22 protein-coding genes are annotated in these 24614 nt (G+C 71.7%); 1 reads left to right on the top strand and 21 read right to left on the bottom strand.

From position 1 onward, the window contains the following. Window positions 1-251 precede the first annotated feature (251 nt). The 14 genes from ACIQMX_RS27410 to pyrR all read right to left on the bottom strand — a co-directional run bounded on the left by ACIQMX_RS27410 (window position 252) and on the right by pyrR (window position 16929). Complete coding sequence (locus ACIQMX_RS27410; RefSeq protein ID WP_402481904.1) at window positions 252-2402, bottom strand: primosomal protein N'; 2151 nt, start codon at window positions 2400-2402, stop codon at window positions 252-254. Between the two features lie 149 nt (window positions 2403-2551). Further along, window positions 2552-3760: a methionine adenosyltransferase gene (gene metK, locus ACIQMX_RS27405; protein WP_148016323.1), complete on the bottom strand. Its 1209-nt coding sequence runs from the start codon at window positions 3758-3760 to the stop codon at window positions 2552-2554. A gap of 239 nt (window positions 3761-3999) precedes the next feature. Further along, a complete protein-coding gene (coaBC, locus tag ACIQMX_RS27400; protein WP_402481901.1) occupies window positions 4000-5202 on the bottom strand; it encodes a bifunctional phosphopantothenoylcysteine decarboxylase/phosphopantothenate--cysteine ligase CoaBC in 1203 nt (400 codons plus the stop codon). A gap of 144 nt (window positions 5203-5346) precedes the next feature. Continuing rightward, window positions 5347-5619, bottom strand: a complete 273-nt coding sequence (gene rpoZ, locus ACIQMX_RS27395) for a DNA-directed RNA polymerase subunit omega (protein ID WP_003970369.1) — start codon at window positions 5617-5619, stop codon at window positions 5347-5349. A 92-nt stretch (window positions 5620-5711) separates the two neighbouring features. Then, entirely contained in the window at window positions 5712-6329 is a 618-nt protein-coding gene (gene gmk / locus ACIQMX_RS27390) for a guanylate kinase (RefSeq protein ID WP_402481899.1), read from the bottom strand. A 38-nt stretch (window positions 6330-6367) separates the two neighbouring features. Next, window positions 6368-6691: an integration host factor gene (locus ACIQMX_RS27385; RefSeq protein WP_024490957.1), complete on the bottom strand. Its 324-nt coding sequence runs from the start codon at window positions 6689-6691 to the stop codon at window positions 6368-6370. Window positions 6692-6936: 245 nt separating this feature from the next. Continuing rightward, window positions 6937-7776, bottom strand: a complete 840-nt coding sequence (pyrF, locus tag ACIQMX_RS27380) for an orotidine-5'-phosphate decarboxylase (protein WP_363078039.1) — start codon at window positions 7774-7776, stop codon at window positions 6937-6939. Then, entirely contained in the window at window positions 7773-8882 is a 1110-nt protein-coding gene (locus tag ACIQMX_RS27375) for a quinone-dependent dihydroorotate dehydrogenase (protein ID WP_363078041.1), read from the bottom strand. The genes pyrF and ACIQMX_RS27375 overlap by 4 nt, the downstream gene beginning before the upstream one ends. 54 nt (window positions 8883-8936) lie before the next feature. After that, entirely contained in the window at window positions 8937-12245 is a 3309-nt protein-coding gene (carB, locus tag ACIQMX_RS27370; RefSeq protein ID WP_363078043.1) for a carbamoyl-phosphate synthase large subunit, read from the bottom strand. Beyond that, window positions 12238-13380, bottom strand: coding sequence for a glutamine-hydrolyzing carbamoyl-phosphate synthase small subunit (gene carA / locus ACIQMX_RS27365; protein WP_363078045.1), 1143 nt, complete (start codon window positions 13378-13380; stop codon window positions 12238-12240). Before carA ends, carB begins: the two co-directional genes overlap by 8 nt. Further along, window positions 13377-13979 (bottom strand): hypothetical protein, encoded by a 603-nt coding sequence (locus tag ACIQMX_RS27360; RefSeq protein WP_363078047.1) that lies wholly within the window; start codon window positions 13977-13979, stop codon window positions 13377-13379. The genes carA and ACIQMX_RS27360 overlap by 4 nt, the downstream gene beginning before the upstream one ends. Continuing rightward, window positions 13976-15262, bottom strand: a complete 1287-nt coding sequence (locus ACIQMX_RS27355) for a dihydroorotase (protein ID WP_402481892.1) — start codon at window positions 15260-15262, stop codon at window positions 13976-13978. The genes ACIQMX_RS27360 and ACIQMX_RS27355 overlap by 4 nt, the downstream gene beginning before the upstream one ends. 2 nt (window positions 15263-15264) lie before the next feature. Further along, window positions 15265-16257: an aspartate carbamoyltransferase catalytic subunit gene (locus tag ACIQMX_RS27350; RefSeq protein ID WP_363078051.1), complete on the bottom strand. Its 993-nt coding sequence runs from the start codon at window positions 16255-16257 to the stop codon at window positions 15265-15267. A gap of 87 nt (window positions 16258-16344) precedes the next feature. Beyond that, window positions 16345-16929: a bifunctional pyr operon transcriptional regulator/uracil phosphoribosyltransferase PyrR gene (gene pyrR, locus ACIQMX_RS27345; RefSeq protein WP_266776531.1), complete on the bottom strand. Its 585-nt coding sequence runs from the start codon at window positions 16927-16929 to the stop codon at window positions 16345-16347. A gap of 221 nt (window positions 16930-17150) precedes the next feature. Here pyrR and bldD point away from each other — a divergent pair, with 221 nt between their 5' ends. After that, on the top strand, window positions 17151-17651 hold the full coding sequence (bldD, locus tag ACIQMX_RS27340; protein WP_018103903.1) for a transcriptional regulator BldD: 501 nt from the start codon (window positions 17151-17153) through the stop codon (window positions 17649-17651). Window positions 17652-17819: 168 nt separating this feature from the next. On the opposite strand, the gene nusB is transcribed toward bldD, so the two are convergent. The 7 genes from nusB to aroC all read right to left on the bottom strand — a co-directional run bounded on the left by nusB (window position 17820) and on the right by aroC (window position 24471). After that, window positions 17820-18251, bottom strand: coding sequence for a transcription antitermination factor NusB (gene nusB, locus ACIQMX_RS27335; protein WP_024490948.1), 432 nt, complete (start codon window positions 18249-18251; stop codon window positions 17820-17822). A gap of 2 nt (window positions 18252-18253) precedes the next feature. Then, window positions 18254-18820: an elongation factor P gene (efp, locus tag ACIQMX_RS27330; RefSeq protein ID WP_014157376.1), complete on the bottom strand. Its 567-nt coding sequence runs from the start codon at window positions 18818-18820 to the stop codon at window positions 18254-18256. A gap of 50 nt (window positions 18821-18870) precedes the next feature. Then, window positions 18871-19977 (bottom strand): aminopeptidase P family protein, encoded by a 1107-nt coding sequence (locus ACIQMX_RS27325; RefSeq protein ID WP_363078053.1) that lies wholly within the window; start codon window positions 19975-19977, stop codon window positions 18871-18873. A gap of 105 nt (window positions 19978-20082) precedes the next feature. After that, window positions 20083-21072 (bottom strand): AAA family ATPase, encoded by a 990-nt coding sequence (locus tag ACIQMX_RS27320; protein ID WP_402481887.1) that lies wholly within the window; start codon window positions 21070-21072, stop codon window positions 20083-20085. Between the two features lie 137 nt (window positions 21073-21209). Continuing rightward, entirely contained in the window at window positions 21210-21650 is a 441-nt protein-coding gene (gene aroQ / locus ACIQMX_RS27315) for a type II 3-dehydroquinate dehydratase (RefSeq protein ID WP_402481885.1), read from the bottom strand. Beyond that, complete coding sequence (gene aroB / locus ACIQMX_RS27310) at window positions 21647-23290, bottom strand: 3-dehydroquinate synthase (protein ID WP_402481883.1); 1644 nt, start codon at window positions 23288-23290, stop codon at window positions 21647-21649. Before aroB ends, aroQ begins: the two co-directional genes overlap by 4 nt. After that, window positions 23287-24471 carry a chorismate synthase gene (aroC, locus tag ACIQMX_RS27305; RefSeq protein ID WP_363078059.1) on the bottom strand — a complete coding sequence of 395 codons (1185 nt, stop codon included), beginning with the start codon at window positions 24469-24471 and terminating at the stop codon, window positions 23287-23289. The genes aroB and aroC overlap by 4 nt, the downstream gene beginning before the upstream one ends. Window positions 24472-24614: the final 143 nt, after the last annotated feature.

Below are 24614 nucleotides of genomic sequence, written 5' to 3'. Positions count from 1 at the left end.
GCAGGACGACGCACACCGACCCGGGTCCTTCGCGTACCGGCGGAACGTGCGGCGTCCGAGGAGATCTCCCCGGAGGGGCCCCGGACCCCCACCACAGGCATGGGCGCACCCCCAGCCCTGCGGAGCGACCCGCACCACACCAAGCCCGTCCGGCGCTTGAGGACGGAACCCTCAGCGCCGGACCGGGGGCAGCAGCAAAGGCCCCCGAGCCCCTGGACCCCCACTGCCGCCCACCCAACGGCCCCGCAACGTCACCCGATATCCGGCGGGTCCACCCGGATCCGCACCGCGCCCGAGGCTCCGCCGCCGCGGGACAGGCGCGCGGCCTGCGCCGTCTTGAGGGCGGCCGCCAGCGCCGCCCCGCTGCCCGGCGGCACCCGGATCAGGGCCCGCTCCCAGGCCTCGCCGACGGGCGCCTCGGAGGGTCTGCGGGGCCGTCCGGGCCGACCGCCGGGGACCGGCACGGGGCCGAGCACCTGGGCGTCCGTCGGCAGCTCCGCGGCCGCGAGGAAGGCCGCGAGCGCCTCGGCCGTGCCGGTCACCGACGCCATCCGGGACACCGGCGGAAAGCCCAGCTCGGCCCGTTCGGCGAGCTCGCGCCGGGCGTGTCCGACCGGGTCCCAGCGGACCAGCGCCTGCACGGGCCGCAGCGTCGGCTCGGCGACGATCACCACGGTGCCGCCCTCCGGCTGCCCCCGGACCAGCGCGGCCGCGGCCGTCCAGCGGCGCAGGGCCTCCTCACCGGCCCGCAGGTCGGGGCGGCCGACCATCGCCCAGCCGTCCAGCAGCAGCGCCGCCGCGTACCCGCCCTCGGCCACCGGCTCGGCACCCGGGGTGCTGACCACCAGCGCGGGCTGGCCGGGCACGGACTCCAGGATGTGGTCGCGGCCGGATGTCCGGACCGGCACCGCGGGAAAGGCCCGGCCGAGCTCCTCCGCCGTCCGGCGGGCGCCGACGATCTGTGCCCGCAGCCCGCGGCCGCCGCAGGCGACGCAGTGCCAGGACGTCTCGGCCCGCCCGCACCAGGCGCAGTTCAGGTCCTGCTGGTCGGGCGCCTCCAGCGGCCCGGCGCAGTGGCGGCACCGGGCGGGCTCCCGGCAGCGCTCGCAGGCCAGCCGGGGTGCGTAGCCCCGGCGCGGCACCTGGACCAGCACCGGTCCTGTGCGCAGTCCGTCGCGCACGGTCTGCCAGGCGAGGCTCGGCAGCCGGGCGGCCCGGGCCGCGCCGTCCCGCGCGAGTTCGCCGTCGCCGACGGTCCGGACCAGGGGCGCCGCGGTCCGCAGCTGTTCCCGGTCCGCCCGCAGCGGCAGCGCCCAGCCGGTCTCGACCAGTTGCGCGGCCTCCACGGTGCAGCTCGTGCCGCCGAGGAGGAAGGCGCACCGGCCGTGCGCGGCCCGCAGCTCCAGGACCTCACGGACGTGCGGGAAGGGGGCGTTGTCATCGCTGTGGCTGGAGTCCCCGTCGTCCCAGATCGCGACCAGGCCGAGATCGGCGACGGGCGCGAACATGGCCGCCCGGGTCCCGACGACCGCCCGGACGGATCCACGGCTCACGGCGAGCCATTCCCGGTAGCGCTTCTCGGGCCCCGAACCGGCCGTCAGCGTGGCGTGGCGGCCCTCGCCGAGCAGGCCGGTCAGGGCCGCGTCGACCCGGCCCGCGGTCCGCCCGTCGGGGACGACGACCAGGGCGCCCCGCCCCGAGGCGAGGGTCGCGGCGACGGCGACGGCGATCTCCTGGGGCCAGTGCGGTCCCGGGAGCGCGGTCCACACCGCCCGGGGCGCTCCCCCGCCGGTCAGCGCGGACAGGAAGGCGGGACCCTGCGCGTACCGCTGCCAGGTGCCGGGCGCCGGGGGCGGGGGCGGGGGCAGCGGCTCCGGCGACGGCTTGGCCTCGGCCCGGGCGTTCCTGGGCGGCACCGCCAGCTGGAGGACGTCCGCGAGGCTGCCCGCGTACCGGTCGGCGACGGCCCTCGCGAGCCCGAGCAGCTCCGGGCCGAGGACCGGTTCGGGTGAGACGACGGAGGCCAGCGCGGCCAGCGCCCCGCTGTAGTCGGACTCGGCCAGCCGCTCGACCAGGAATCCGTCGATGAGCCCGCCGCCTTCGCGGCGCCCTCCCCGGACCTGGCGTCCTCCGGCCCCGAACCGCACCCGCACCCGCACACCGGGCTGCGCCTCGGCGTCGAGCTCCTCGGGCACGGCGTAGTCGAAGTACTGGTCGAGGTGGAGCGCCCCCTTGTTGACCAGGACGCGGGCGACGGGAAGCTCCTTGGCGAGCGCTGCGCCGCGCCAGGTCCGCGGTTTGGCCCGCGGCACATCGGCCCGGCGCACGGTCTCCCGGATCAGCGCAAGCTGCTCCGGTGCCCCGGCGTCGGGCTCGTCGGACCGCTTGTCGTCGCTGCTCACAGCCAAATTCCTACCAGACGTCACTGACAGCCGGGGCTGCCGATCACCCGGGGCCAGGCGCACCGGCCGGCCACGACCGGACCCGGACGCGCCGGAGCCCGGACACCGTGACGGCATCCGGGCTCCGGCGTACGGACGGGGCGGCGGACCTACAGGCCCGCGGCCTTGCGCAGCGCGTCCACGCGGTCGGTGCGCTCCCACGTGAAGTCGGGGAGCTCCCGGCCGAAGTGGCCGTACGCGGCGGTCTGGGCGTAGATCGGGCGCAGCAGGTCGAGGTCGCGGATGATCGCGGCCGGGCGGAGGTCGAAGACCTCGCCGATGGCGTGCTCGATCTTCTCGGTCTCGACCGCGGCGGTGCCGAAGGTCTCGACGAAGAGGCCGACCGGCTCGGCCTTGCCGATCGCGTAGGCGACCTGCACCTCGCACCGGGCGGCGAGGCCCGCCGCGACGACGTTCTTGGCGACCCAGCGCATCGCGTACGCGGCGGAGCGGTCGACCTTCGACGGGTCCTTGCCGGAGAAGGCGCCGCCACCGTGGCGGGCCATGCCGCCGTAGGTGTCGATGATGATCTTGCGGCCGGTCAGGCCGGCGTCGCCCATCGGGCCGCCGATCTCGAAACGACCGGTCGGGTTGACCAGCAGGCGGTAGCCCTCGGTGTCGAGCTTGATGCCGTCCTCGATCAGCTGGTTCAGGACGTGCTCGACGACGAACTCGCGGATGTCGGGAGCGAGCAGCGAGTCGAGGTCGATGTCGCTCGCGTGCTGCGAGGAGACGACGACCGTGTCGAGACGGACGGCCTTGTCGCCGTCGTACTCGATGGTGACCTGGGTCTTGCCGTCGGGACGCAGGTACGGGATGGTCCCGTTCTTGCGGACCTCGGACAGCCGGCGCGACAGCCGGTGCGCGACGTGGATCGGCAGCGGCATCAGTTCGGGCGTCTCGTCGCAGGCGTAGCCGAACATGAGGCCCTGGTCGCCGGCGCCCTGCTTGTCGAGTTCGTCCTCGTCGCCCTCGACGCGCTTCTCGTACGCGGTGTCGACGCCCTGCGCGATGTCGGGAGACTGCGCGCCGATGGACACCGAGACGCCGCACGAGGCGCCGTCGAAGCCCTTCTTCGAGGAGTCGTAGCCGATCTCCAGGATCTTGTCGCGCACCAGCTGGGCGATCGGGGCGTAGGCCTTGGTCGTGACCTCACCCGCGACGTGCACCAGACCTGTGGTGATCAAGGTCTCGACGGCGACACGCGACGTCGGGTCCTCACGGAGGAGTGCATCGAGAATGGTGTCGCTGATCTGGTCAGCGATCTTGTCGGGGTGACCCTCGGTGACGGACTCCGAGGTGAAGAGACGGCGGGACACATCGCTCCCTGGGGTTGCAGCGGCTGCTGGCTGATCATTTGGCGGACGGCCCGGGAGCTGCGCCCGGTACGAACCTGGACCAGTTTATCGGTCGGCTCCGGCTGACGGACAACGTGTCTCGCCCTTTGGCGGATCTGTGACATGCCGCACCGGCGCCCGGAAGCCCCCAAAGGCCGCGCCCGGCACCGTTCGTGCCCGCGTCGGAGGGTCCGGCCGCGCGGGCCGACGACACGCGAAATTCACCCGAGACGCGCCGCCACGAGGTCCCAGACCGTGTCGGCAAGCGCTTCCTTGGGTCCGTAAGGCACCGGGGTCTCGCTCCCGTCGGCCCCGAGCACGACCGCTTCGTTCTCCTCGGAGCCGAAGGTCTTGCGCTCCCCCACCTCGTTCACGACCAGCAGGTCGCAGCCCTTGCGGCGGAGCTTGACCCGGCCGTTGGCGAGGACGTCGTCGGTCTCGGCGGCGAATCCGACGACGATCTGCCCCGGCGTGGCGCGGTCGCCCGCCACCTCGGCGAGGATGTCGGGATTGCGGACGAGGGTGAGGGGGGCCGGTTCCTGGCCGTCCTTCTTCTTGATCTTCCCCGTCACGTACTCGGCCGGGCGGAAGTCGGCGACCGCCGCCGCCATCACCACGACGTCGGCGTCCGCCGCCGCCTTCAGTACGGCCTCGCGCAGCTGCACCGCGGTGCCCACCCGGACGAGGTCGGCGCCGGACGGATCGGGCAGTCCGGTGTTGGCCTCGATGAGCGTGACCCGGGCGCCGCGGGCGACGGCCGTGCGGGCGAGCGCGTAGCCCTGCTTGCCGGAGGAGCGGTTGCCGAGGTAGCGGACCGGGTCGAGCGGCTCACGGGTGCCGCCCGCGCTGATCACGACGTGCCGGCCGGTGAGGTCGGGGGCGACGGGGCCACGGGCCAGTACGCGGCGGCAGACCTCGAAGATCTCCGCCGGGTCCGGCAGCCGGCCCTTGCCGGTGTCGACTCCGGTGAGGCGCCCGACGGCGGGCTCGATGACGACGGCGCCCCGGCGCCGCAGGGTGGCGACGTTCTCCTGGGTGGCCGGGTGCTCCCACATCTCGGTGTGCATGGCGGGCGCGAAGACGACCGGACAGCGGGCGGTGAGCAGCGTGTTGGTGAGCAGGTCGTCGGCGAGGCCGTGGGCCGCCTTGGCGAGCATGTCGGCGGTGGCGGGGGCGACGACGACGAGGTCGGCGTGCTGTCCGATCCGCACGTGCGGGACCTCGTGGACGTCGTTCCAGACCTCGGTGGAGACCGGGTGGCCGGAGAGCGCCGACCATGTGGCGGCGCCCACGAAGTGGAGCGACGACTCGGTCGGGACGACCCGTACGTCGTGTCCCGACTCGGTCAGCCGGCGCAGCAGCTCGCACGCCTTGTACGCGGCGATGCCGCCGCTGACCCCCAGGACGACCTTCGGCTTGTCCACTGCGTCTCCCCGCACTCGGATACGTACGCGCTCCGTACACCCCCATGCTGCCTCACCGCCGCCCGCGCGGGTCCGTCGGCCCGGGACACACCACAGGCCCGGCGGTCACGACCGCCGGGCCTGTGGTGAAGGTGCGTTTCCTGCTTACTGCGCGGGGCCCTCGATGGCCTCGGAGGTGAGCAGGCCCGCGTTGATCTCGCGGAGCGCGATCGAGAGCGGCTTCTCGTGGACGTGGGTGTCGACGAGCGGACCGACGTACTCGAGGAGTCCCTCACCGAGCTGCGAGTAGTACGCGTTGATCTGGCGCGCGCGCTTGGCGGCGTAGATCACGAGGCTGTACTTCGAGTCGGTTGCTTCGAGGAGCTCATCAATCGGCGGGTTGATGATGCCCTCGGGCGTGGTGATGGAAGAGGACACTCTCTGCCTTCCGAAGGGGGTGAAGATCAAAGAAATCTTTGACACTCAGGGGCTGTGTGGCCGGTTCCCCCGTGTCGGTGCGGTCATGGTGCTCATTCGCCGCCGGCACGGTGGCCGGAAGCCTCCAGCATCAAGGCTAGCAGCTCACGTGCGACATCCTCGACGGAGGTGTTGACAAGCGTCGTATCGAACTCGGATTCGGCGGCCAGTTCGACCTTCGCCGCACCGAGACGCCGCTCGATCACCTCGGGTGCCTCGGTGCCCCGGCCGGTGAGCCGGCGCACCAGTTCGTCCCAGCTCGGCGGGGCGAGGAAGACCAGCTGGGCGTCGGCCATGGACTGGCCGACCAGCCGGGCGCCCTGGAGGTCGATCTCCAGCAGCACCGGCTCACCGGCCTCCAGCCGCTCCTGCACGGCGCGCCGGGGCGTGCCGTAGCGGTTGCCGGCGAATTCGGCCCACTCCAGCAGCTCGCCGTTGGCGATGAGCTTGTCGAACTCCTCGTTGTCCACGAAGAAGTAGTGGACGCCGTTGCGTTCGCCGGGGCGGGGCTTGCGGGTCGTCGCCGACACCGAGAGCCATACCTCGGGGTGGACCTTGCGCATATGCGCGACGACCGTGCTCTTGCCGACCCCCGAGGGGCCGGAGAGCACGGTCAGCCGCGGACGTACGTCCGGGGGTACGGGGGACGTCCCCCGGGATGTTGCAACCATGGAGCGATTATCCCGGTTCTCAGGAGTGCCTGAGACCGTCAGGCGGGACTGCCGCCGAACTCACGCTCCAGGGATGCGATCTGGTTGGAGCCGAGACCCCGGACCCGGCGGCTCTCGGAGATGCCGAGCCGCTCCATGATCTGCTTGGCGCGGACCTTGCCCACGCCGGGCAGGGACTCCAGCAGGGCGGAGACCTTCATCTTGCCGATGACGTCGTTCTCCTGGCCCGACTTGATGACCTCGTGGAGGGAGGCGCCGGAGTGCTTGAGTCGATTCTTGACCTCGGCCCGCTCCCGGCGAGCCGCGGCGGCCTTTTCGAGCGCGGCTGCGCGCTGTTCAGGGGTAAGGGGCGGAAGAGCCACGCCTACGTCACCTCGGATGTCGATCTGTCGGATACGGACCGGTGAGGCAACGGAAACGCCCCTCACCTGGTGAGCCGCGAACAACCTGTGCTCGTTGGCTCTCGACGGAGACTAGCGGCCAGGGCCGCCGGAGTCAGCGAGAACGAACGAAAAGTCCTGGTCAGCCTCAGCCGACCGGGACATTCCTGGCATAAGTACCGAGATTTTTGGTCAGGATTCCGTCAACAGGCTGTTACGTGACAGTGTCAGCCGTCCGAGACGGCCGCGCGGACCTCGTCCACGAACCGTTCGGCGGCTTCGCGCAGCCCTGACACGTCCGGGCCGTGGCGCAGCACGCCCCGGCTCACGCTGGGCACCACATTGCGGACCGCGTCGCCGAAGACACCCGGCAGATCCGCGGGCGTGGCGCCCTGGGCGCCGATGCCGGGCGCGAGCAGCGGGCCGTTGATCGCGAGATCCGCCCGCGCGTCCCCGAGCGTCGCACCGACCACCGCGCCGACCGAGCCGAGCGGGGTGACGCCCTGGTTCTCGGCGGCCATGTGGTCGAGCATCACCTGGGCGAGGGAACGGCCGTCGGCGGCGGTGGCGCGCTGCACCTCGGCGCCCTCCGGGTTGGAGGTCAGGGCGAGCACGAAGACGCCCGAGCCGGAGACTGCGGCCGCGTCGAGCGCGGGCCGCAGCGAACCGAAGCCGAGGTACGGCGAGACGGTCACCGCGTCGGAGTAGAGCGGCGAGTCCTTGTCCAGGTAGGTCGCGGCGTAGGCGCCCATGGTGGAGCCGATGTCCCCGCGCTTGGCGTCCATCAGGACCAGCGCGCCGGCCGCCCTGGCCTCCTCGACGGCCTTCTCCAGGACGGCGACGCCACGCGAGCCGAACCGCTCGAAGAACGCGGACTGCGGCTTGAGCACGGCGACCCGGTCTGCCAGCGCCTCGACGACCGTACGGGTGAAGCGCTCCAGGCCCGCGACGTCGTCGCCGAGCCCCCAGGAGCTCAGCAGGGAAGCGTGCGGGTCGATGCCGACGCAGAGCTGTCCGCGGGTGTCCATGGCATGGCGCAGGCGTGCGCCGAAGGGTTCCTGGGTCATTTCGCGGCCTTCCTGGTTTCCGCGCCGACCGCGTCGGCGAGGGTGGCGTACGGGGAGGCGGCCAGGCGCGCGGCCAGGCCCTTGTGGATCGCGCGGGCGTAGAACGGGCCCTCGTAGATGAAGGCGCTGTAGCCCTGGACGAGCGTGGCGCCGGCGAGGATGCGCTGCCAGGCGTCCTCGGCGTTCTCGATGCCTCCGACGCCGACCAGGGTGATCCGGGTCCCCACACGCGCGTACAGGCGCCCCAGGACCTCCAGGGAGCGTTCCTTGAGGGGCGCTCCGGACAGCCCGCCGGTCTCCTTGACCAGAGTGGCCGGGGACTTCAGCCCCAGGCCCTCACGGGCGATGGTGGTGTTGGTGGCGATGATGCCGTCCAGGCCCAGTTCGACGGCGAGGTCGGCGACGGCGTCGACGTCCTCGTCCGCGAGGTCGGGGGCGATCTTGACGAGCAGCGGGACCCGGCGCGCGGTGACGGTACGGTCGGCCGCCTCGCGGACGGCGGTCAGCAGCGGGCGCAGCGACTCGGTGGCCTGGAGGTTGCGCAGCCCGGGCGTGTTGGGCGAGGAGACGTTGACGACGAGGTAGTCGGCGTGCGCAGCGAGCCGCTCGGTGGACTTCACGTAGTCGGCGGCGGCGTCGGCCTCGGGGACGACCTTGGTCTTGCCGATGTTGACGCCGACGGTGGTCCGGAAGACCGGGTTGCGGGCGGCCAGCCGGTCCGCCACGGCTGCGGAGCCCTCGTTGTTGAAGCCCATGCGGTTGATCAGCGCGCGGTCCGCGACGAGGCGGAAGAGCCGCTTCTTGGGGTTCCCGGGCTGCGGCTCGCCGGTCACGGTGCCGATCTCGACATGGTCGAAGCCGAGCATCGCCATGCCGTCGATCGCGATGGCGTTCTTGTCGAAGCCCGCGGCGAGGCCGAAGGGGCCGTGCATCCGCAGGCCGAGGGCCTCGGTGCGCAGCTCCTTGAAGCGGGGAGCGAGCGCCGCCGCGACGAAGGTGCGCAGAACGGGGGTGCGGGCGGCGAGGCGGATCCAGCGGAAGGCCAGGTAGTGGGCCTGCTCCGGGTCCATGCGCTTGAAGACCAGCTGGAAGAAGAGTTTGTACATCACGGTGTCCTCATGAAGAGGGGGACACCGTTTCCGGTGTCCCCCTGCTGGCTTCTAGTCGCGTGCCGCGGTCAGATGTTCCGCGTGTTCCTGGAGCGACCGGACGCCCACGTCTCCGTGGTTGAGGGCGTCGATGCCCTGGACGGCCGCGGCGAGCGCCTGGACCGTGGTGAGGCACGGCACGGACCGGGCGACGGCCGCGGTGCGGATCTCGTAGCCGTCGAGCCGGCCGCCGGTCCCGTACGGCGTGTTCACGATGAGGTCGACCTCGCCGTCGTGGATCAGCTGGACGATCGTCTTCTCGCCGTTCGGGCCCTCGCCCTCGGACAGCTTGCGCACGACCGTGGCGTTGATGCCGTTGCGCTTGAGGACCTCGGCGGTGCCGGAGGTGGCCATCAGCTCGAAGCCGTGGGCGACCAGCTCGCGGGCCGGGAAGATCATCGTGCGCTTGTCGCGGTTGGCGACCGAGATGAAGGCGCGGCCCTTGGTGGGCAGCGGGCCGTAGGCGCCGGCCTGCGACTTGGCGTACGCCGTGCCGAAGACCGAGTCGATGCCCATGACCTCACCGGTGGAGCGCATCTCCGGGCCGAGGACGGTGTCGACGCCGCGCCCGTGGACGTCGCGGAAGCGCGACCACGGCATGACGGCCTCCTTGACGGAGATCGGCGCGTCCAGCGGCAGGGTGCCGCCGTCGCCGTGCCTGGGCAGCAGGCCCTCCTCGCGCAGCTCCGCGACGGTCGCGCCCAGCGAGATGCGGGCGGCGGCCTTCGCGAGCGGTACCGCGGTCGCCTTCGAGGTGAAGGGGACGGTGCGGGAGGCGCGCGGGTTGGCTTCGAGGACGTAGAGGATGTCGCCGGAGAGCGCGAACTGGATGTTGATCAGTCCGCGGACGCCGACGCCCTTGGCGATGCCCTCGGTGGAGGCGCGCAGCCGCTTGATGTCGTAGCCGCCGAGCGTGATCGGGGGCAGGGCGCAGGCGGAGTCGCCGGAGTGGATGCCGGCCTCCTCGATGTGCTCCATGACGCCGCCGAGGTAGAGCTCGGTGCCGTCGTAGAGCGCATCGACGTCGATCTCGATCGCGTCGTCGAGGAAGCGGTCGACCAGGACCGGCCGGGTGGGGCTGATCTCGGTGGACTCGGCGATGTACGAGGAGAGCCGGGTCTCGTCGTACACGATCTCCATGCCGCGGCCGCCGAGCACGTACGAGGGGCGTACGAGGACGGGGTAGCCGATCTCGTCGGCGATGGCCTTGGCCTCGGCGAAGGTGGTCGCGGTGCCGTGCTTCGGGGCCGGGAGACCGGCCTCGGCGAGCACGCGGCCGAAGGCGCCGCGGTCCTCGGCGGCGTGGATCGCCTCCGGGGAGGTGCCGACGACGGGCACGCCGTTGTCCTTGAGCGCCTGCGCGAGGCCCAGCGGGGTCTGGCCGCCGAGCTGGACGATGACACCCGCGATCGGTCCCGCCAGGGACTCGGCGTGCACGATCTCCAGCACGTCCTCGAGCGTCAGCGGCTCGAAGTACAGGCGGTCGGAGGTGTCGTAGTCCGTGGAGACCGTCTCGGGGTTGCAGTTGACCATCACGGTCTCGTAGCCGGCGTCGCTCAGAGCGAAGGAGGCGTGGACGCAGGAGTAGTCGAACTCGATGCCCTGGCCGATGCGGTTGGGGCCGGAGCCGAGGATGATCACCGCGGGCTTGGTGCGGGACGCGACCTCGCTCTCCTCGTCGTAGGAGGAGTAGAAGTACGGCGTCTTCGCGGCGAACTCGGCGGCGCAGGTGTCGACCGTCTTGTAGACCGGGCGGATGCCGAGCGCGTGGCGCACCTCGCGGACGACGTCCTCGCGCAGGTCGCGGATGTCGGCGATCTGGGCGTCGGAGAAGCCGTGCCGCTTGGCGTCGGCCAGCAGTTCGGGGACGAGCTTGTCGGCGGCGGCCAGCTCGTCGGCGATCTCCTTGATGAGGAAGAGCTGGTCGACGAACCAGGGGTCGATCTTCGTGAACTCGAAGACCTCCTCCTGGGTGGCGCCGGCCCGGATCGCCTGCATGACGGTGTTGATCCGGCCGTCTGTCGGGCGGACCGCCTCGGCCAGCAGCTCCGCCTTGTCGCCGGGCTCGCCGGTGAAGACGAACTGCGAGCCCTTCTTCTCCAGGGAGCGCAGCGCCTTCTGCAGCGCCTCGGTGAAGTTCCGGCCGATCGCCATGGCCTCGCCCACCGACTTCATGGTGGTGGTGAGGGTGGAGTCGGCGGAGGGGAACTTCTCGAAGGCGAAGCGCGGGGCCTTGACCACGACGTAGTCGAGAGTCGGCTCGAAGGAGGCCGGCGTCTTCTCGGTGATGTCGTTGGGGATCTCGTCGAGCGTGTAGCCGACGGCCAGCTTGGCGGCGATCTTGGCGATCGGGAAGCCGGTGGCCTTGGAGGCGAGTGCCGAGGAGCGGGAGACGCGCGGGTTCATCTCGATCACGATGACCCGGCCGTCGACCGGGTCGATGGCGAACTGGATGTTGCAGCCGCCGGTGTCGACGCCGACCTCGCGGATGATCGCGATGCCGATGTCGCGCAGCCGCTGGTACTCGCGGTCGGTGAGCGTCATCGCCGGGGCGACGGTGATCGAGTCACCCGTGTGGACGCCCATCGGGTCGAAGTTCTCGATGGAGCAGACGACCACGACGTTGTCGTTCTTGTCGCGCATCAGCTCCAGCTCGTACTCCTTCCAGCCGAGGATGGACTCCTCCAGGAGCACCTCGGTCGTCGGGGAGAGCGTGAGGCCCTGTCCGGCGATGCGGCGCAGCTCCTCCTCGTCGTGGGCGAAGCCGGAGCCGGCGCCGCCCATGGTGAAGGAGGGGCGGACGACGACGGGGTAGCCGCCGAGGGTGTCGACGCCCTTCATGATGTCGTCCATCGAGTGGCAGATGACGGACCGGGCGGACTCGCCGTAGCCGATCTTCGCCTTGACGGCCTCGACGACGCCCTTGAAGAGCTCGCGGTCCTCGCCCTTGTTGATGGCCTCGACGTTGGCGCCGATGAGCTCGACGCCGTACTTCTCCAGGACACCGTTCTCGTGCATGGAGATCGCGGTGTTGAGCGCGGTCTGGCCGCCCAGGGTCGGCAGCAGCGCGTCGGGGCGCTCCTTGGCGATGATCTTCTCGACGAACTCGGGAGTGATCGGCTCGACGTACGTGGCGTCGGCGATCTCCGGGTCGGTCATGATCGTCGCCGGGTTGGAGTTCACCAGGATGACGCGCAGGCCCTCGGCCTTGAGGACGCGGCAGGCCTGGGTGCCGGAGTAGTCGAACTCGGCGGCCTGGCCGATGACGATCGGACCGGAGCCGATGACCAGGACGGACTGGATATCGGAGCGCTTAGGCACGCTGGCCCTCCATCAGGGAAACGAAGCGGTCGAAGAGGTACGCGGCGTCGTGCGGGCCGGCAGCTGCTTCGGGGTGGTACTGGACGCTGAAGGCCGGCCGGTCGAGGAGCTGGAGGCCCTCGACGACCTGGTCGTTCAGGCAGACGTGGGAGACCTCGGCGCGCCCGTAGGCGGTGTCGGAGACCTTGTCCAGCGGGGCGTCGACGGCGAAGCCGTGGTTGTGCGCGGTGACCTCGACCTTGCCGGTCGAGCGGTCCTGCACGGGCTGGTTGATGCCACGGTGGCCGTACTTCAGCTTGTACGTGCCGAAGCCGAGCGCGCGGCCCAGGATCTGGTTGCCGAAGCAGATGCCGAAGAGCGGGGTCTTCCGCTCCAGGACGCCCTGCATGACGGAGACGGGGTGGTCGGCGGTGGACGGGTCGCCGGGACCGTTGGAGAAGAAGACTCCGTCGGGCTGGACCGCGTACACCTCCTCCAGGGTGGCGGTGGCGGGCAGGACGTGCACCTCGATGCCGCGTTCGGCCATCCGGTGCGGGGTCATGCCCTTGATGCCGAGGTCGATCGCGGCGACGGTGAACTTCTTGGTGCCGATCGCGGGGACGACGTAGGTCTCCTTGGTGGCGACCTCGGCGGAGAGGTCGGCGCCGTTCATCTCGGGGGCCTGGCGCACCTTGGCGAGCAGCATGCCCTCGTCGGCGAGCGCGTTGCCGGAGAAGATGCCGACGCGCATCGCGCCGCGCTCGCGCAGGTGGCGGGTGAGGGCGCGGGTGTCGATGCCGCTGATGCCGACGACGCCCTGGTTCGCCAGCTCCTCGTCGAGCGAACGCTGCGAGCGCCAGTTGGAGGGCACCCGGGCGGGGTCGCGGACGACGTAGCCGGCCACCCAGATCTGCTTCGACTCGGGGTCCTCGTCGTTCACACCGGTGTTCCCGACGTGCGGGGCGGTCATCACGACGACCTGGCGGTGGTACGAGGGGTCGGTCAGCGTCTCCTGGTAGCCGGTCATGCCGGTGGAGAACACCGCCTCACCGAAGGTCTCCCCCACAGCCCCGTAGGCGCGGCCGCGGAAGGCGCGGCCGTCCTCCAGGACGAGTACGGCGGGAGCTTTGGCGGCTCCCCGGGTGGAGATCGTCATCGTGCGGTGCCTTCCGTAGTGCTGGTGAGATGAGTGGTGGTGAGCCCGTTGACGGCGTCGACCCAGGCGGCGTGCTCGGCCGAGTGGTCGGAGCGGAAGCCGGAGTCGATCAGCTGGTCGCCGAGCGCCCAGGTGATGACCAGCAGGCCGCCCTCGGGCAGGACCTTGCCCGCCAGGGCCTTGTCGGTCCGGGCTTCGCGCAGGTCGGCGGCGGGGACGAAGAAGTCCGTCGCGCCGGGCCGTACGACGTCGAGGCCCTGCTCGGTGAGGGTGAGCTCGACGCGGCTGCGGGTGCCGAGACCGTGGGCGACGATGCGGTCGAGCCACTGCCCGGCCGTCGTCGAGGCGTGGTAGCGCCCGGTCAGCGTGAGCAGCTTCTCGCCGTCCGCGAAACCGTCCGGGGTGCTCGCGAGGTCACGGAGACCGGACTGGAGGCTGCCGCGCCACTTCCATCCCTGACGCATGAGCCAGTAGACGAAGGCGATGAGGACGGCCAGTCCGACGACCCAGCTGATGCGGGCGGACCAGTCGGTGACCTCCGCCGACTTCTGCTCGGCGGCCAGTCGGTAGAGCTGTTGGGTGGGGCTGAGTGTTGTCACGCGAGTTTCCCGTCGACGACCGTGGCACGGCCCCGCAGGAAGGTGTGGGTCACTCGGCCCGGCAGCTCGCGCCCCTCGTAGGGGGTGTTGCGGCTGCGGGAGGCGAAGCCCGCGGGGTCCACGACTCCACGGTATGCCGGATCGACCAGGGTGAGGTTGGCGGGCTCGCCCTCCGAGACGGGACGGCCGTGTCCGTCGAGGCGGCCGATGGCGGCGGGGCGGAAGGACATGCGGTCGGCGACGCCGGCCCAGTCGATCAGACCGGTGTCCACCATCGTCTGCTGGACGACGGAGAGCGCGGTCTCCAGGCCCACCATGCCCATGGCGGCCGCGGCCCACTCGCAGTCCTTGTCCTCGTGCGGGTGCGGGGCGTGGTCGGTGGCGACGCAGTCGATGGTGCCGTCGGCCAGCGCCTCGCGCAGGGCCATGACGTCGGCCTCGGTGCGCAGCGGCGGGTTCACCTTGTAGACCGGGTTGTAGGACCGGACGAGCTCGTCGGTGAGGAGCAGGTGGTGCGGGGTGACCTCGGCGGTGACGTTCCAGCCCTTGGACTTGGCCCAGCGGACGATCTCGACGGAGCCGGCGGTCGACAGGTGGCAGATGTGCACCCGGGAGCCGACGTGCGCGGCGAGCAGCACGTCACGCGCGATGATCGACTCCTCGGCGACGGCGGGCCAGCCGCCGAGGCCGAGCTCGGCCGAGACGATGCCCTCGTTCATCTGGGCGCCCTCGGTGAGGCGGGGCTCCTGGGCGTGCTGGGCGACGACGCCGTCGAACGCCTTCACGTACTCCAGGGCGCGGCGCATGATCACCGCGTCGTCGACGCACTTGCCGTCGTCGGAGAAGACCTTCACTCCGGCGGCCGAATCGTGCATGGCGCCGAGTTCGGCGAGCTGCTTGCCCTCCAGGCCGACGGTGACGGCGCCGATGGGCTGCACGTCGCAGTAGCCGGACTCCTTGCCGAGCCGCCAGACCTGCTCGACGACTCCGGCGGTGTCGGCGACCGGGAAGGTGTTGGCCATGGCGTGGACGGCCGTGAAGCCGCCGACCGCGGCGGCCTTGGTGCCGGTCAGGACGGTCTCGGAGTCCTCGCGGCCGGGCTCGCGCAGGTGGGTGTGGAGGTCGACCAGGCCGGGCAGCAGGACCTGGCCCGCCGCCTCGATCACGGTGGCGTCGCCGACGTCGAGCCCGGTACCGACCGCGGCGATGGTCTCGCCGTCGATGAGGACGTCCTGGGGTTCGCCGCCGAGGACCTTCGCGCCGCGGATAAGGATCTTGCTCATGGTTACTTGTTCTCCTCGGTACGGGCGGCTGCGGGGACGGTGGGGGCGGCGGGCTCGGAACCGCCGAGCAGCAGGTAGAGCACGGCCATGCGGATGGAGACGCCGTTGGCGACCTGCTCGACGACCGTGCACCGGTCGGAGTCGGCCACCTCGGCGGTGATCTCCATGCCGCGGACCATCGGGCCGGGGTGCATGACGACGGCGTGCTCGGGCATCTTCGCCATCCGCTCGCCGTCCAGGCCGTAGCGGCGGGAGTACTCGCGCTCGGTCGGGAAGTACGCGGCGTTCATCCGCTCACGCTGCACACGAAGCATCATCACAGCGTCCGACTTCGGCAGCACCTCGTCGAGGCTGTAGCTGATGTCGCAGGGCCACTGCTCGACGCCGACGGGGACCAGGGTGGGCGGGGCCACCAGGGTGACGTGGGCGCCGAGGGTGGTCAGCAGGTGGACGTTGGAGCGGGCGACGCGGCTGTGCAGGATGTCGCCGACGATCGTGATCCGGCGGCCGTCCAGGTCCTTGCCGAGCCCGGTGTCCGGCCCGACCAGCCGGCGGCGCATCGTGAAGGCGTCCAGGAGCGCCTGGGTGGGGTGCTCGTGCGTCCCGTCGCCCGCGTTGACGACCGCGCCGTCGATCCAGCCGGAGGTGGCCAGGCGGTACGGGGCGCCGGAGGCGCCGTGCCGGATGACGACGGCGTCGGCGCCCATCGCCTCCAGGGTCAGGGCGGTGTCCTTCAGGGACTCGCCCTTGGAGACCGAGGAGCCCTTGGCGGAGAAGTTGATGACATCGGCGGACAGCCGCTTGGCCGCCGCCTCGAAGGAGATGCGGGTACGCGTCGAGTCCTCGAAGAAGAGGTTGACGACGGTACGGCCGCGCAGGGTCGGGAGCTTCTTGATCGGCCGGTCGGCGACCCTGGCCATCTCCTCGGCGGTGTCGAGGATCAGGACGGCGTCGTCGCGGGTGAGGTCGGCGGCCGAGATGAGGTGACGCTTCATCTGGGTGTTCTCCGGGTGGCTGGAGGGTTCAGGCGTGCGGGCGTGCGGAAGCCGCCGTACGGCAGGTGGGCCGTACGGGAAGGGCAGCTACTGCTCGACCGCCGGGGCGGCCTGCTCGACCCCGAGCAGCACGGCGTCGCGGCCGTCCTCCTCGGCGAGCTGGACCTTGACCGTCTCCCGCAGCGACGTGGGGAGGTTCTTGCCGACGTAGTCGGCACGGATCGGGAGTTCGCGGTGCCCGCGGTCGACGAGGACCGCGAGCTGCACCGCACGGGGCCGGCCGATGTCGCCGAGCGCGTCGAGTGCGGCGCGGATCGTGCGGCCGGAGAAGAGGACGTCGTCGACGAGGACGACCAGGCGGCCCTCGATGCCCTCACCGGGGATCTCGGTGCGGGCCAGGGCGCGCGCGGGGCGCATCCGCAGGTCGTCGCGGTACATGGTGATGTCGAGCGAGCCGACCGGCATCTTCCGGCCGGTGATCTCTTCGAGCTTGTCGGCGAGCCGACGGGCGAGGAAGACGCCCCGGGTCGGAATGCCGAGGAGCACCACGTCGTCGGCGCCCTTGGCGCGTTCGACGATCTCGTGGGCGATGCGGGTCAGTACTCGGGCGATGTCGGGAGCCTCGAGAACGGGGCGTGCCGCATTGCCGGTGGCGTCGTGCTGTGCGTCCATAAGAAACGGACCTCCTTCTCCGCCTCACTGGACGGATCTTAAAGGACGTCGAAATTGCGTCATCCACGTTACCAGGGCCTGAGCAGGGCCCATGCCCCACCCCCGGGAGGTGCCGGTCCGGACCATTCAGCTTGACGCACCCAAGTAACGCTGCGTAACCTCACAGTGAGTTACCAGCCACGCGGCGGAGCCGCACAATGTTCCAGCGTCCGGGGAGCCTTATGTCCAGCGAATACGCAAAACAGCTCGGGGCCAAGCTCCGCGCCATCCGCACCCAGCAGGGCCTCTCCCTCCACGGCGTGGAGGAGAAGTCGCAGGGCCGCTGGAAGGCCGTCGTGGTCGGCTCGTACGAGCGCGGCGACCGTGCCGTGACCGTACAGCGCCTGGCCGAGCTGGCGGACTTCTACGGGGTCCCGGTGCAGGAGCTCCTGCCCGGCACGACGCCCGGCGGGGCCGCCGAGCCGCCGCCGAAGCTCGTTCTCCAGCTCGAGCGCCTCGCCCACGTCCCGCCGGAGAAGGCCGGACCCCTGCAGCGCTACGCGGCCACGATCCAGAGCCAGCGCGGCGACTACAACGGCAAGGTCCTCTCGATCCGCCAGGACGACCTGCGCACGCTGGCCGTGATCTACGACCAGTCGCCGTCCGTGCTCACGGAGCAGCTCATCAGCTGGGGCGTCCTGGACGCGGACGCGCGCCGCGCGGTCGCTCACGACGAGGGCTGACCACCCCAGCAGAAACGTACCGCCGGGTCGGCGGGGCCCTTTCCGGGCGCCCCGCCGGACCCGGCGTTTCCGTTTTCCGGACCGTCCGCACGGGGCGACTGCCCGGACATGCCGAAGGGCCCACGGTCTCGCGACCGTGGGCCCTTCGTCGGCAGAACGCCGCCGGGGCTACTGCTCCCGGCGGAGGTTCGGCTTGAGGTCCTTGAAACGGGCCAGCAGGCCGTTCACGAAGGACGGGGAGTCATCGGTGGAGAACTCCTTGGCGATCTGCACCGCCTCGTCGATCACCACCGCGTCGGGTGTCGCGTCCACCCAGATCAGCTCGTACGCACCGAGCCGCAGGATGTTCCGGTCGACGACCGGCATGCGGTCGATCTCCCAGTCCACGGCGTAGGTGACGATGAGGTCGTCGATGCGGTCCGCGTACTGCGCGTACCCCTCGACGAGCTCCATCGTGTACTCGGTGACCGGCGGCTGACGGGTGTCGGACCGCGAGTGCCGGACCCAGTCAGCGAGGACCGTCTGCACGGACTCACCGCGCTGGTCGGCCTCGAAGAGGATCTGGAAGGCTCGCTTGCGGGCCGTGTTCCGGGCAGCCACGGTTAGCTGTTCACCCGGCCGAGGTAATCGCCCGAGCGGGTGTCGACCTTGATCTTCTCACCGGTGGTGATGAAGAGCGGAACACCGATCTCGTAGCCGGTCTCCAGCGTGGCGGGCTTGGTGCCACCGGTGGACCGGTCGCCCTGGACGCCCGGGTCCGTGTGCTGGATGGTCAGCTCGACGGCGGCCGGCAGCTCGACGTAGAGCACCTCGCCCTCGTGCTGGGCGACGGAGGCGGTGAAGCCCTCGATCAGGAAGTTGGCGGCGTCGCCGACGGACTTGCGGTCGACCATCAGCTGGTCGTAGGTGTCCATGTCCATGAAGACGAAGTACTCGCCGTCCATGTACGAGAACTGCATGTCGCGCCGGTCAATGGTGGCCGTCTCGACCTTCACGCCGGCGTTGAACGTCTTGTCGACGACCTTGCCGGACAGCACGTTCTTGAGCTTGGTGCGCACGAAGGCCGGGCCCTTGCCGGGCTTGACGTGCTGGAACTCGACGACGGACCAGAGCTGGCCTCCGTCGAGCTTGAGCACCAGGCCGTTCTTGAGGTCGTTCGTGGAAGCCACGGTTGCGGAATCTCCTGGACTGAAGCTGGTGGAACGGCCAAGGATGCGCGCTAGAGCGCGAGCAGCTCCTTGGTCGTAATGGTGAGTAGCTCGGGTCCGCCGTCCGCCTCGGGGCGCACGACGAGCGTGTCATCGATCCGGACTCCGCCCCGGCCCGGGAGGTGGACCCCCGGTTCGACGGTGACCGGCACACAAGCGTCCAGTTTACCCATGGCGGCGGGTGCCAGCTGCGGGTCCTCGTCGATTTCGAGTCCCACCCCGTGCCCGGTCCAGGGTGCGAGGCCCTCACCGTGCCCCGCGGAGTCCAGTACGTGACGGGCCGCACGGTCCACGTCACGGTAGGCGGCGCCGGGCACGAGAGCCTCGCGTCCGGCCCGCTGAGCGGCGAAAACCAGGTCGTAGAGCTCGATCTGCCAGTCGGCGGGAGCCGTTCCGATGACGAAGGTGCGACCGATCTCGACCCGGTAGCCGCGGTAGTTGGCGCCGAGGCAGACGGAGAGAAAATCTCCTTCCTCGACCCGTCGGTCCGAGGGGCGGTGGCGGCCGCGGCCGGAGTTGGGGCCGGTGGCGACGGACGTCTCGAAGGCGGGTCCGTCGGCTCCGTGGTCCACCAGCCGGCGTTCCAGTTCGAGCGCGAGATGCCGCTCCGTGCGGCCGACGAGGATCGATTCGAGGAGCTCGCCCAGCGCCTGGTCGGTGATCTCCGCGGCGATCCGCAGGCAGCCGATCTCCTCCTCGTCCTTGACGATGCGCAGCTGCTCGACGTTGGCGCCGAGATCGGCCAGCCGGAGCTTCGGAGCGACCGACGCCATGGCCCGGTGCCGGGCGACGGTCAGGTCGTGCTCCTCGACGGCCAGGGACTCGGCACCGCCCGCGGTGGCCAGATCCGCGGCGGCGACCACGGGATCGCCACCGGTCACCGACAGCAGGTCGACCCGCAGCTGCTCGTCGGTGCGCCCGTCGGCCGGATCACCGGTCGGGGGCCGGGGGCAGAGCAGGACGTCCTCGTCGGGGCCGAGCAGCAGCACGGCCCCCGGGGGCGCTCCGCCCGCCAGGTAGCGGACATTGGCGGGGCGGGAGACCAGGGCGGCCGCGGATCCGACTGCGGCGCACCGGTCGCGGAGCAGCCCGCGGCGGACGGCGTACACCTCTGACATGCATCGAGCGTACGAGCGCGGGCCGGGTCGCGCGCGGTCAGCGCACCCGACCGGGGGGGGCGGGGGCGGGGCCTCAGCGGCCGGGCCGGCCCGCCGGGCGCCCGGTCACCAGGCCGGAGGGCTCGCGAGGGAACGGGCGAGTATGTCGTCCAGGACGCGGGCGGTGGTCTCCACGTCGTACGTGGAGTTGTCGATGATCGGGAGGCCGGAGCCGTACCAGCCGGCCATCCGGCCGTGGATCCGGGCGACCTCCTCGTCGGAGAGGCGGCGGTTGCCGCTGCGGGCGGCGTTGCGCTCCAGGACCACCTCCAGGCCCGGCAGCAGGACGACGGGGAGCAGACCGGGGCCGACGTGGCGCTTCCAGCCGCCGAGGCCGACGACGGGGCGGTCCGGGAAGACCGCGTCGTCGAGGATGCAGGAGATGCCGTTGGCGAGGAAGTTGCGGGCCGCGAACCCGCAGGTGCGGCGGGCCAGCCGGTACTGGGCCTCGGACTGGTCGTTCCATCCCGCCTGCGGGTCGGCGAAGCCGGAGCAGACCCACTCGCGGACGTCGTCGAGGCTGACGTGGGCGGTCGGGACGCGACGGCGGGCGGCCCAGAGCTTGGCCACCGTGGTCTTCCCGGCGCCTGCCGGGCCGATCAGGAGCACGGCCAGGGTCGCGTTGCCGGTACCGGGCTCGGCGTGCGGCGCGGGCAGCGGTACGGGTCCGCCGGGCGGCAGCTGGATGTGCCCGGTGGTCTCCCTGGAGACCGGGGCGGGGGCGTGGTGCGGGGCGGGTCCGGTCCAGCCCTGACCGCCCGGCCCCTGCGGGGCGGGTGGTGCCGGCGGCGGCGGACCCGGGTGGCCGGCCGAGGGCTGGACGGGCGGGCCGGCCGGGGGCTGCATCGGCGGCCGGGCCGGGCCGGGGGCCGGCGGGCCCTGGTGGCCGGCCGAGGGCTGGACGGGCGGGCCGGCCGGGGGCTGCATCGGCGGCCGGGCCGGGCCGGGGGCCGGCGGGCCCTGGTGGCCGGGGTGCTGGGCCTGGTGCGACCAGCCGACGGGCCCGTTTCCGGGTCCCTGGGGCGGCGGCAGCGGGGCCCCCACTGCGTGCTGCATCCGGTGGCACTCCGTCTCGTACAGGCAACTGGCGCTGGTGGAACGGCAACCGTACCTTCCCCGGCCGCCATGGAGGCAACGGCCGGGGAGGGTCCACAGTGCCCGTCGGCCAGTCGGCCTTCCGGTACGGCGGTGCGTCAGTCCGTCAGCTCGTCCGCGAGCGCGCGCAGGGCGAGCCGGTAGGAGCCGATGCCGAATCCGGCCACGGTCCCCGTGGCCACGGGCGCGACCACGGAGTGGTGGCGGAATTCCTCCCGCGCGTACGGGTTCGAGATGTGCACCTCGATCAGCGGGGCGGTGCGCTGGGCTGCCGCGTCCCGCATCCCGTACGAGTAGTGGGTGAAGGCGCCCGGGTTGAGAACGACCGGAATTGAACCGTCCGCTGCCTCGTGGAGCCAGCGGATCAGCTCGCCCTCGTCGTTGGTCTCGCGGACGTCGACCTCGAAGCCGAGCTCCTTGCCGAGGGTGCGGCAGGTGTCGACGAGCCCGGCGTACGAGGTGGCCCCGTAGACGTCGGGTTCGCGGGAGCCCAGCCGGCCGAGGTTGGGTCCGTTGAGGACGAACACCCGGCGGGTCACGCCGAGACCTCGCCGTAGGCGGCGAGCAGCACGGCCGGGTCGGGACCCTCCAGGACGGTGGGCTTGCCGAGACCGTCGAGGACGATGAAGCGCAGCAGGTTGCCGCGGGACTTCTTGTCGACCTTCATGTTCTCCAGCAGCTTGGGCCACTGGTCGCCGCGGTAGGTGAGCGGCAGTCCGACGGACTCCAGGACGGTGCGGTGCCGGTCGGCGGTGGCGTCGTCCAGGCGGCCTGCGAGGCGGCCGAGTTCGGCGGCGAAGACCATGCCGACCGAGACGGCCGCGCCGTGACGCCACTTGTAGCGCTCGTTCTTCTCGATCGCGTGGGCCAGCGTGTGGCCGTAGTTGAGGATCTCGCGGAGCCCGGACTCCTTGAGGTCGCTGGAGACGACCTCGGCCTTGACCCGGATCGCCCGCTCGATGAGCTCGGCGGTGTGCGGCCCGGCCGGGGTGCGCGCGCCCTGCGGGTCGGCCTCGACGAGGTCGAGGATCACCGGGTCGGCGATGAAGCCGGCCTTGATGATCTCCGCCATGCCGGAGACGTAGTCGTGGACCGGCAGCGAGTCCAGCGCGGCCAGGTCGCAGAGGACCCCGGCCGGCGGGTGGAAGGCGCCGACGAGGTTCTTGCCCTCGGCGGTGTTGATGCCGGTCTTGCCACCGACCGCCGCGTCGACCATGCCGAGCACGGTCGTGGGTACGGCGATCCACCGCACCCCGCGCAGCCAGGAGGCGGCGACGAAGCCGGCGACGTCCGTGGTGGCGCCGCCGCCGATGCCGACGATGACGTCGGTGCGGGTGAAGCCGGTCTGGCCGAGCGCCTTCCAGCAGTAGGCGGCGACCTCGACGGTCTTGGCCTCCTCGGCGTTGGGCAGTTGGATCGCGATGGCTTCGAAGCCCTGGTCCGCGAGGTCCTGGCGGACCGCCTCGCCGGTCTCGGCGAGCGCCTCGGGGTGCAGGACCGCGACGCGCTGGGCCTGCTCGCCGATGAGCGTGGGCAGCTCCGCGAGGAGTTGCCGGCCGATCAGTACCTCGTACGGGTCGGTGCCCGCGCTGCCGGCGATCCGGATGCGGGTGGGGGCCTGGTCGGTCATCGTTGGGTTCTCCCGGCCGGACGGTGCGTCCGGCAGCTCCAGTGCGTCGAGGACCGCCTGGGCGACCTCTTCCGGTGTGCGCTCGTCGGTCGCGACGATCGCGCGGGCCACCTCCGTGTAGAGGTGGCGGCGGGCCTCCATGAGCTCGCGCCACTGCCGGCGCGGGTTCACGGCGAGCAGCGGGCGCGCGGTGTTGAGCCCGACCCGCTTCACCGCCTCGTCGACGTCCATCGAGAGGTAGACGACGGCGTGGTCGGCGAGCAGGGCCCGCGTCGTCTCGTCGAGGACGGCGCCGCCGCCGAGCGAGAGGACTCCCCCGTGCTCGGCGACCGCGGTCCGCACGGCCTGCCGCTCCAGCTCGCGGAAGTGCTCCTCGCCCTCGTCGTAGAAGATCTCCGAGATGGGCTTGCCGGCCCGGGCGACGACATCGGCGTCGGTGTCCCGGTAGCCGGTGCCCAGCCGGTCGGCGAGCAGCTCACCGACCGTGGACTTGCCGACGCCCATCGGCCCGACCAGGACGATCAGCGGACCGCTCGTCGGCTCGCTCATCGGATCTGGAGGTGGTCGAGGTACGACTGGACGTTGCGGTGGGTCTCGGCGACGCTGTCGCCGCCGAACTTCTCCGCGACCGCGTCGGCGAGGACGAGCGCGACCATCGCCTCGGCGACGATGCCGGCGGCCGGAACGGCACAGACATCGGAGCGCTGGTGGTGCGCCTTGGCCGGCTCACCGGTCTGCACGTCGACGGTGGCGAGCGCGCGCGGCACGGTCGCGATCGGCTTCATCGCGGCGCGGACGCGCAGCAGCTCGCCGGTGGTCAGTCCGCCCTCGGTCCCGCCGGAGCGGCCGGAGGCGCGCCTGATCCCGTCGTCGGTCGCCAGGATCTCGTCGTGAGCCTGCGAACCCGGCACCCGGGCGAGGTCGAAACCGTCGCCGACCTCGACTCCCTTGATGGCCTGGATGCCCATGAGCGCGGCGGCGAGGCGGGCGTCGAGGCGCCGGTCCCAGTGCACGTGCGAACCGAGGCCGACGGGCACTCCGTACGCCAGCACCTCGACCACACCGCCGAGCGTGTCGCCGTCCTTGTGGGCCTGGTCGATCTCGGCGATCATCTGCTTGCTCGCCGTGGCGTCGAGGCAGCGCACCGGGTCGGCGTCCAGCTTCTCGACGTCGGCGGGCACCGGGTAGACCCCGTACGGCGCCTTGGCCGCCGCGAGTTCCACCACGTGGCTGACGATCTCGATGCCGGCCGTCTCCTTGAGGTACGACCGGGCGACGGCGCCGAGGGCGACCCGGGCCGCGGTCTCCCGGGCGCTGGCGCGCTCCAGGATCGGCCGGGCCTCGTCGAAGCCGTACTTCTGCATGCCGGCGAGGTCGGCGTGGCCGGGCCGGGGACGGGTCAGCGGGGCGTTACGGGCCTGCGCGGCCAGCACCTCGGGGTCGACCGGGTCGGCCGACATGACCTGCTCCCACTTGGGCCACTCGGTGTTGCCCACCATCACGGCGACGGGCGAGCCCATGGTCAGGCCGTGCCGGACCCCGCCGAGGAAGGTGACCTCGTCCTTCTCGAACTTCATCCGGGCGCCGCGCCCGTATCCGAGCCGTCGCCTGGCGAGCGCGTCCGCCACCATCTCCGTGGTGACGGGGATGCCGGCGGGAAGACCCTCCAGCGTCGCCACCAGTGCGGGGCCGTGCGACTCTCCGGCGGTCAGCCAGCGCAACCTGCTCAACGGTGCTCCTCATGCTCGCGCCTGTTAACTGCAACGGCGCGACCGGGTGCGCGGCCCTGATCCGCCGCCCTCGATCCTCCCACGACCGGGCCCTGTGGCCCGCCGCCGGTCCAGCAGACGGACGGGCGGACGGGCCGGGTGGG

The sequence above is a fragment of the Streptomyces sp. NPDC091416 genome (assembly GCF_044756845.1).
Classification (GTDB): Bacteria; Actinomycetota; Actinomycetes; order Streptomycetales; family Streptomycetaceae; genus Streptomyces.
This window is presented reverse-complemented; position numbering and strand designations above follow the sequence as displayed.

What these genes read in the sequence shown, in the direction of transcription:
- pyrR (WP_266776531.1), bottom strand. Translation starts at nt 16,929, where the DNA reads ATGGACGCACAGCACGACGCCACCGGCAATGCGGCACGCCCCGTTCTC.
- ACIQMX_RS27320 (WP_402481887.1), bottom strand. Translation starts at nt 21,072, where the DNA reads ATGCAGCACGCAGTGGGGGCCCCGCTGCCGCCGCCCCAGGGACCCGGA.
- aroB (WP_402481883.1), bottom strand. Translation starts at nt 23,290, where the DNA reads ATGAGCGAGCCGACGAGCGGTCCGCTGATCGTCCTGGTCGGGCCGATG.
- carA (WP_363078045.1), bottom strand. Translation starts at nt 13,380, where the DNA reads ATGACGATCTCCACCCGGGGAGCCGCCAAAGCTCCCGCCGTACTCGTC.
- ACIQMX_RS27350 (WP_363078051.1), bottom strand. Translation starts at nt 16,257, where the DNA reads ATGAAGCGTCACCTCATCTCGGCCGCCGACCTCACCCGCGACGACGCC.
- pyrF (WP_363078039.1), bottom strand. Translation starts at nt 7,776, where the DNA reads ATGACCCAGGAACCCTTCGGCGCACGCCTGCGCCATGCCATGGACACC.
- ACIQMX_RS27375 (WP_363078041.1), bottom strand. Translation starts at nt 8,882, where the DNA reads ATGTACAAACTCTTCTTCCAGCTGGTCTTCAAGCGCATGGACCCGGAG.
- bldD (WP_018103903.1), top strand. Translation starts at nt 17,151, where the DNA reads ATGTCCAGCGAATACGCAAAACAGCTCGGGGCCAAGCTCCGCGCCATC.
- ACIQMX_RS27325 (WP_363078053.1), bottom strand. Translation starts at nt 19,977, where the DNA reads ATGTCAGAGGTGTACGCCGTCCGCCGCGGGCTGCTCCGCGACCGGTGC.
- gmk (WP_402481899.1), bottom strand. Translation starts at nt 6,329, where the DNA reads ATGGTTGCAACATCCCGGGGGACGTCCCCCGTACCCCCGGACGTACGT.
- ACIQMX_RS27355 (WP_402481892.1), bottom strand. Translation starts at nt 15,262, where the DNA reads ATGAGCAAGATCCTTATCCGCGGCGCGAAGGTCCTCGGCGGCGAACCC.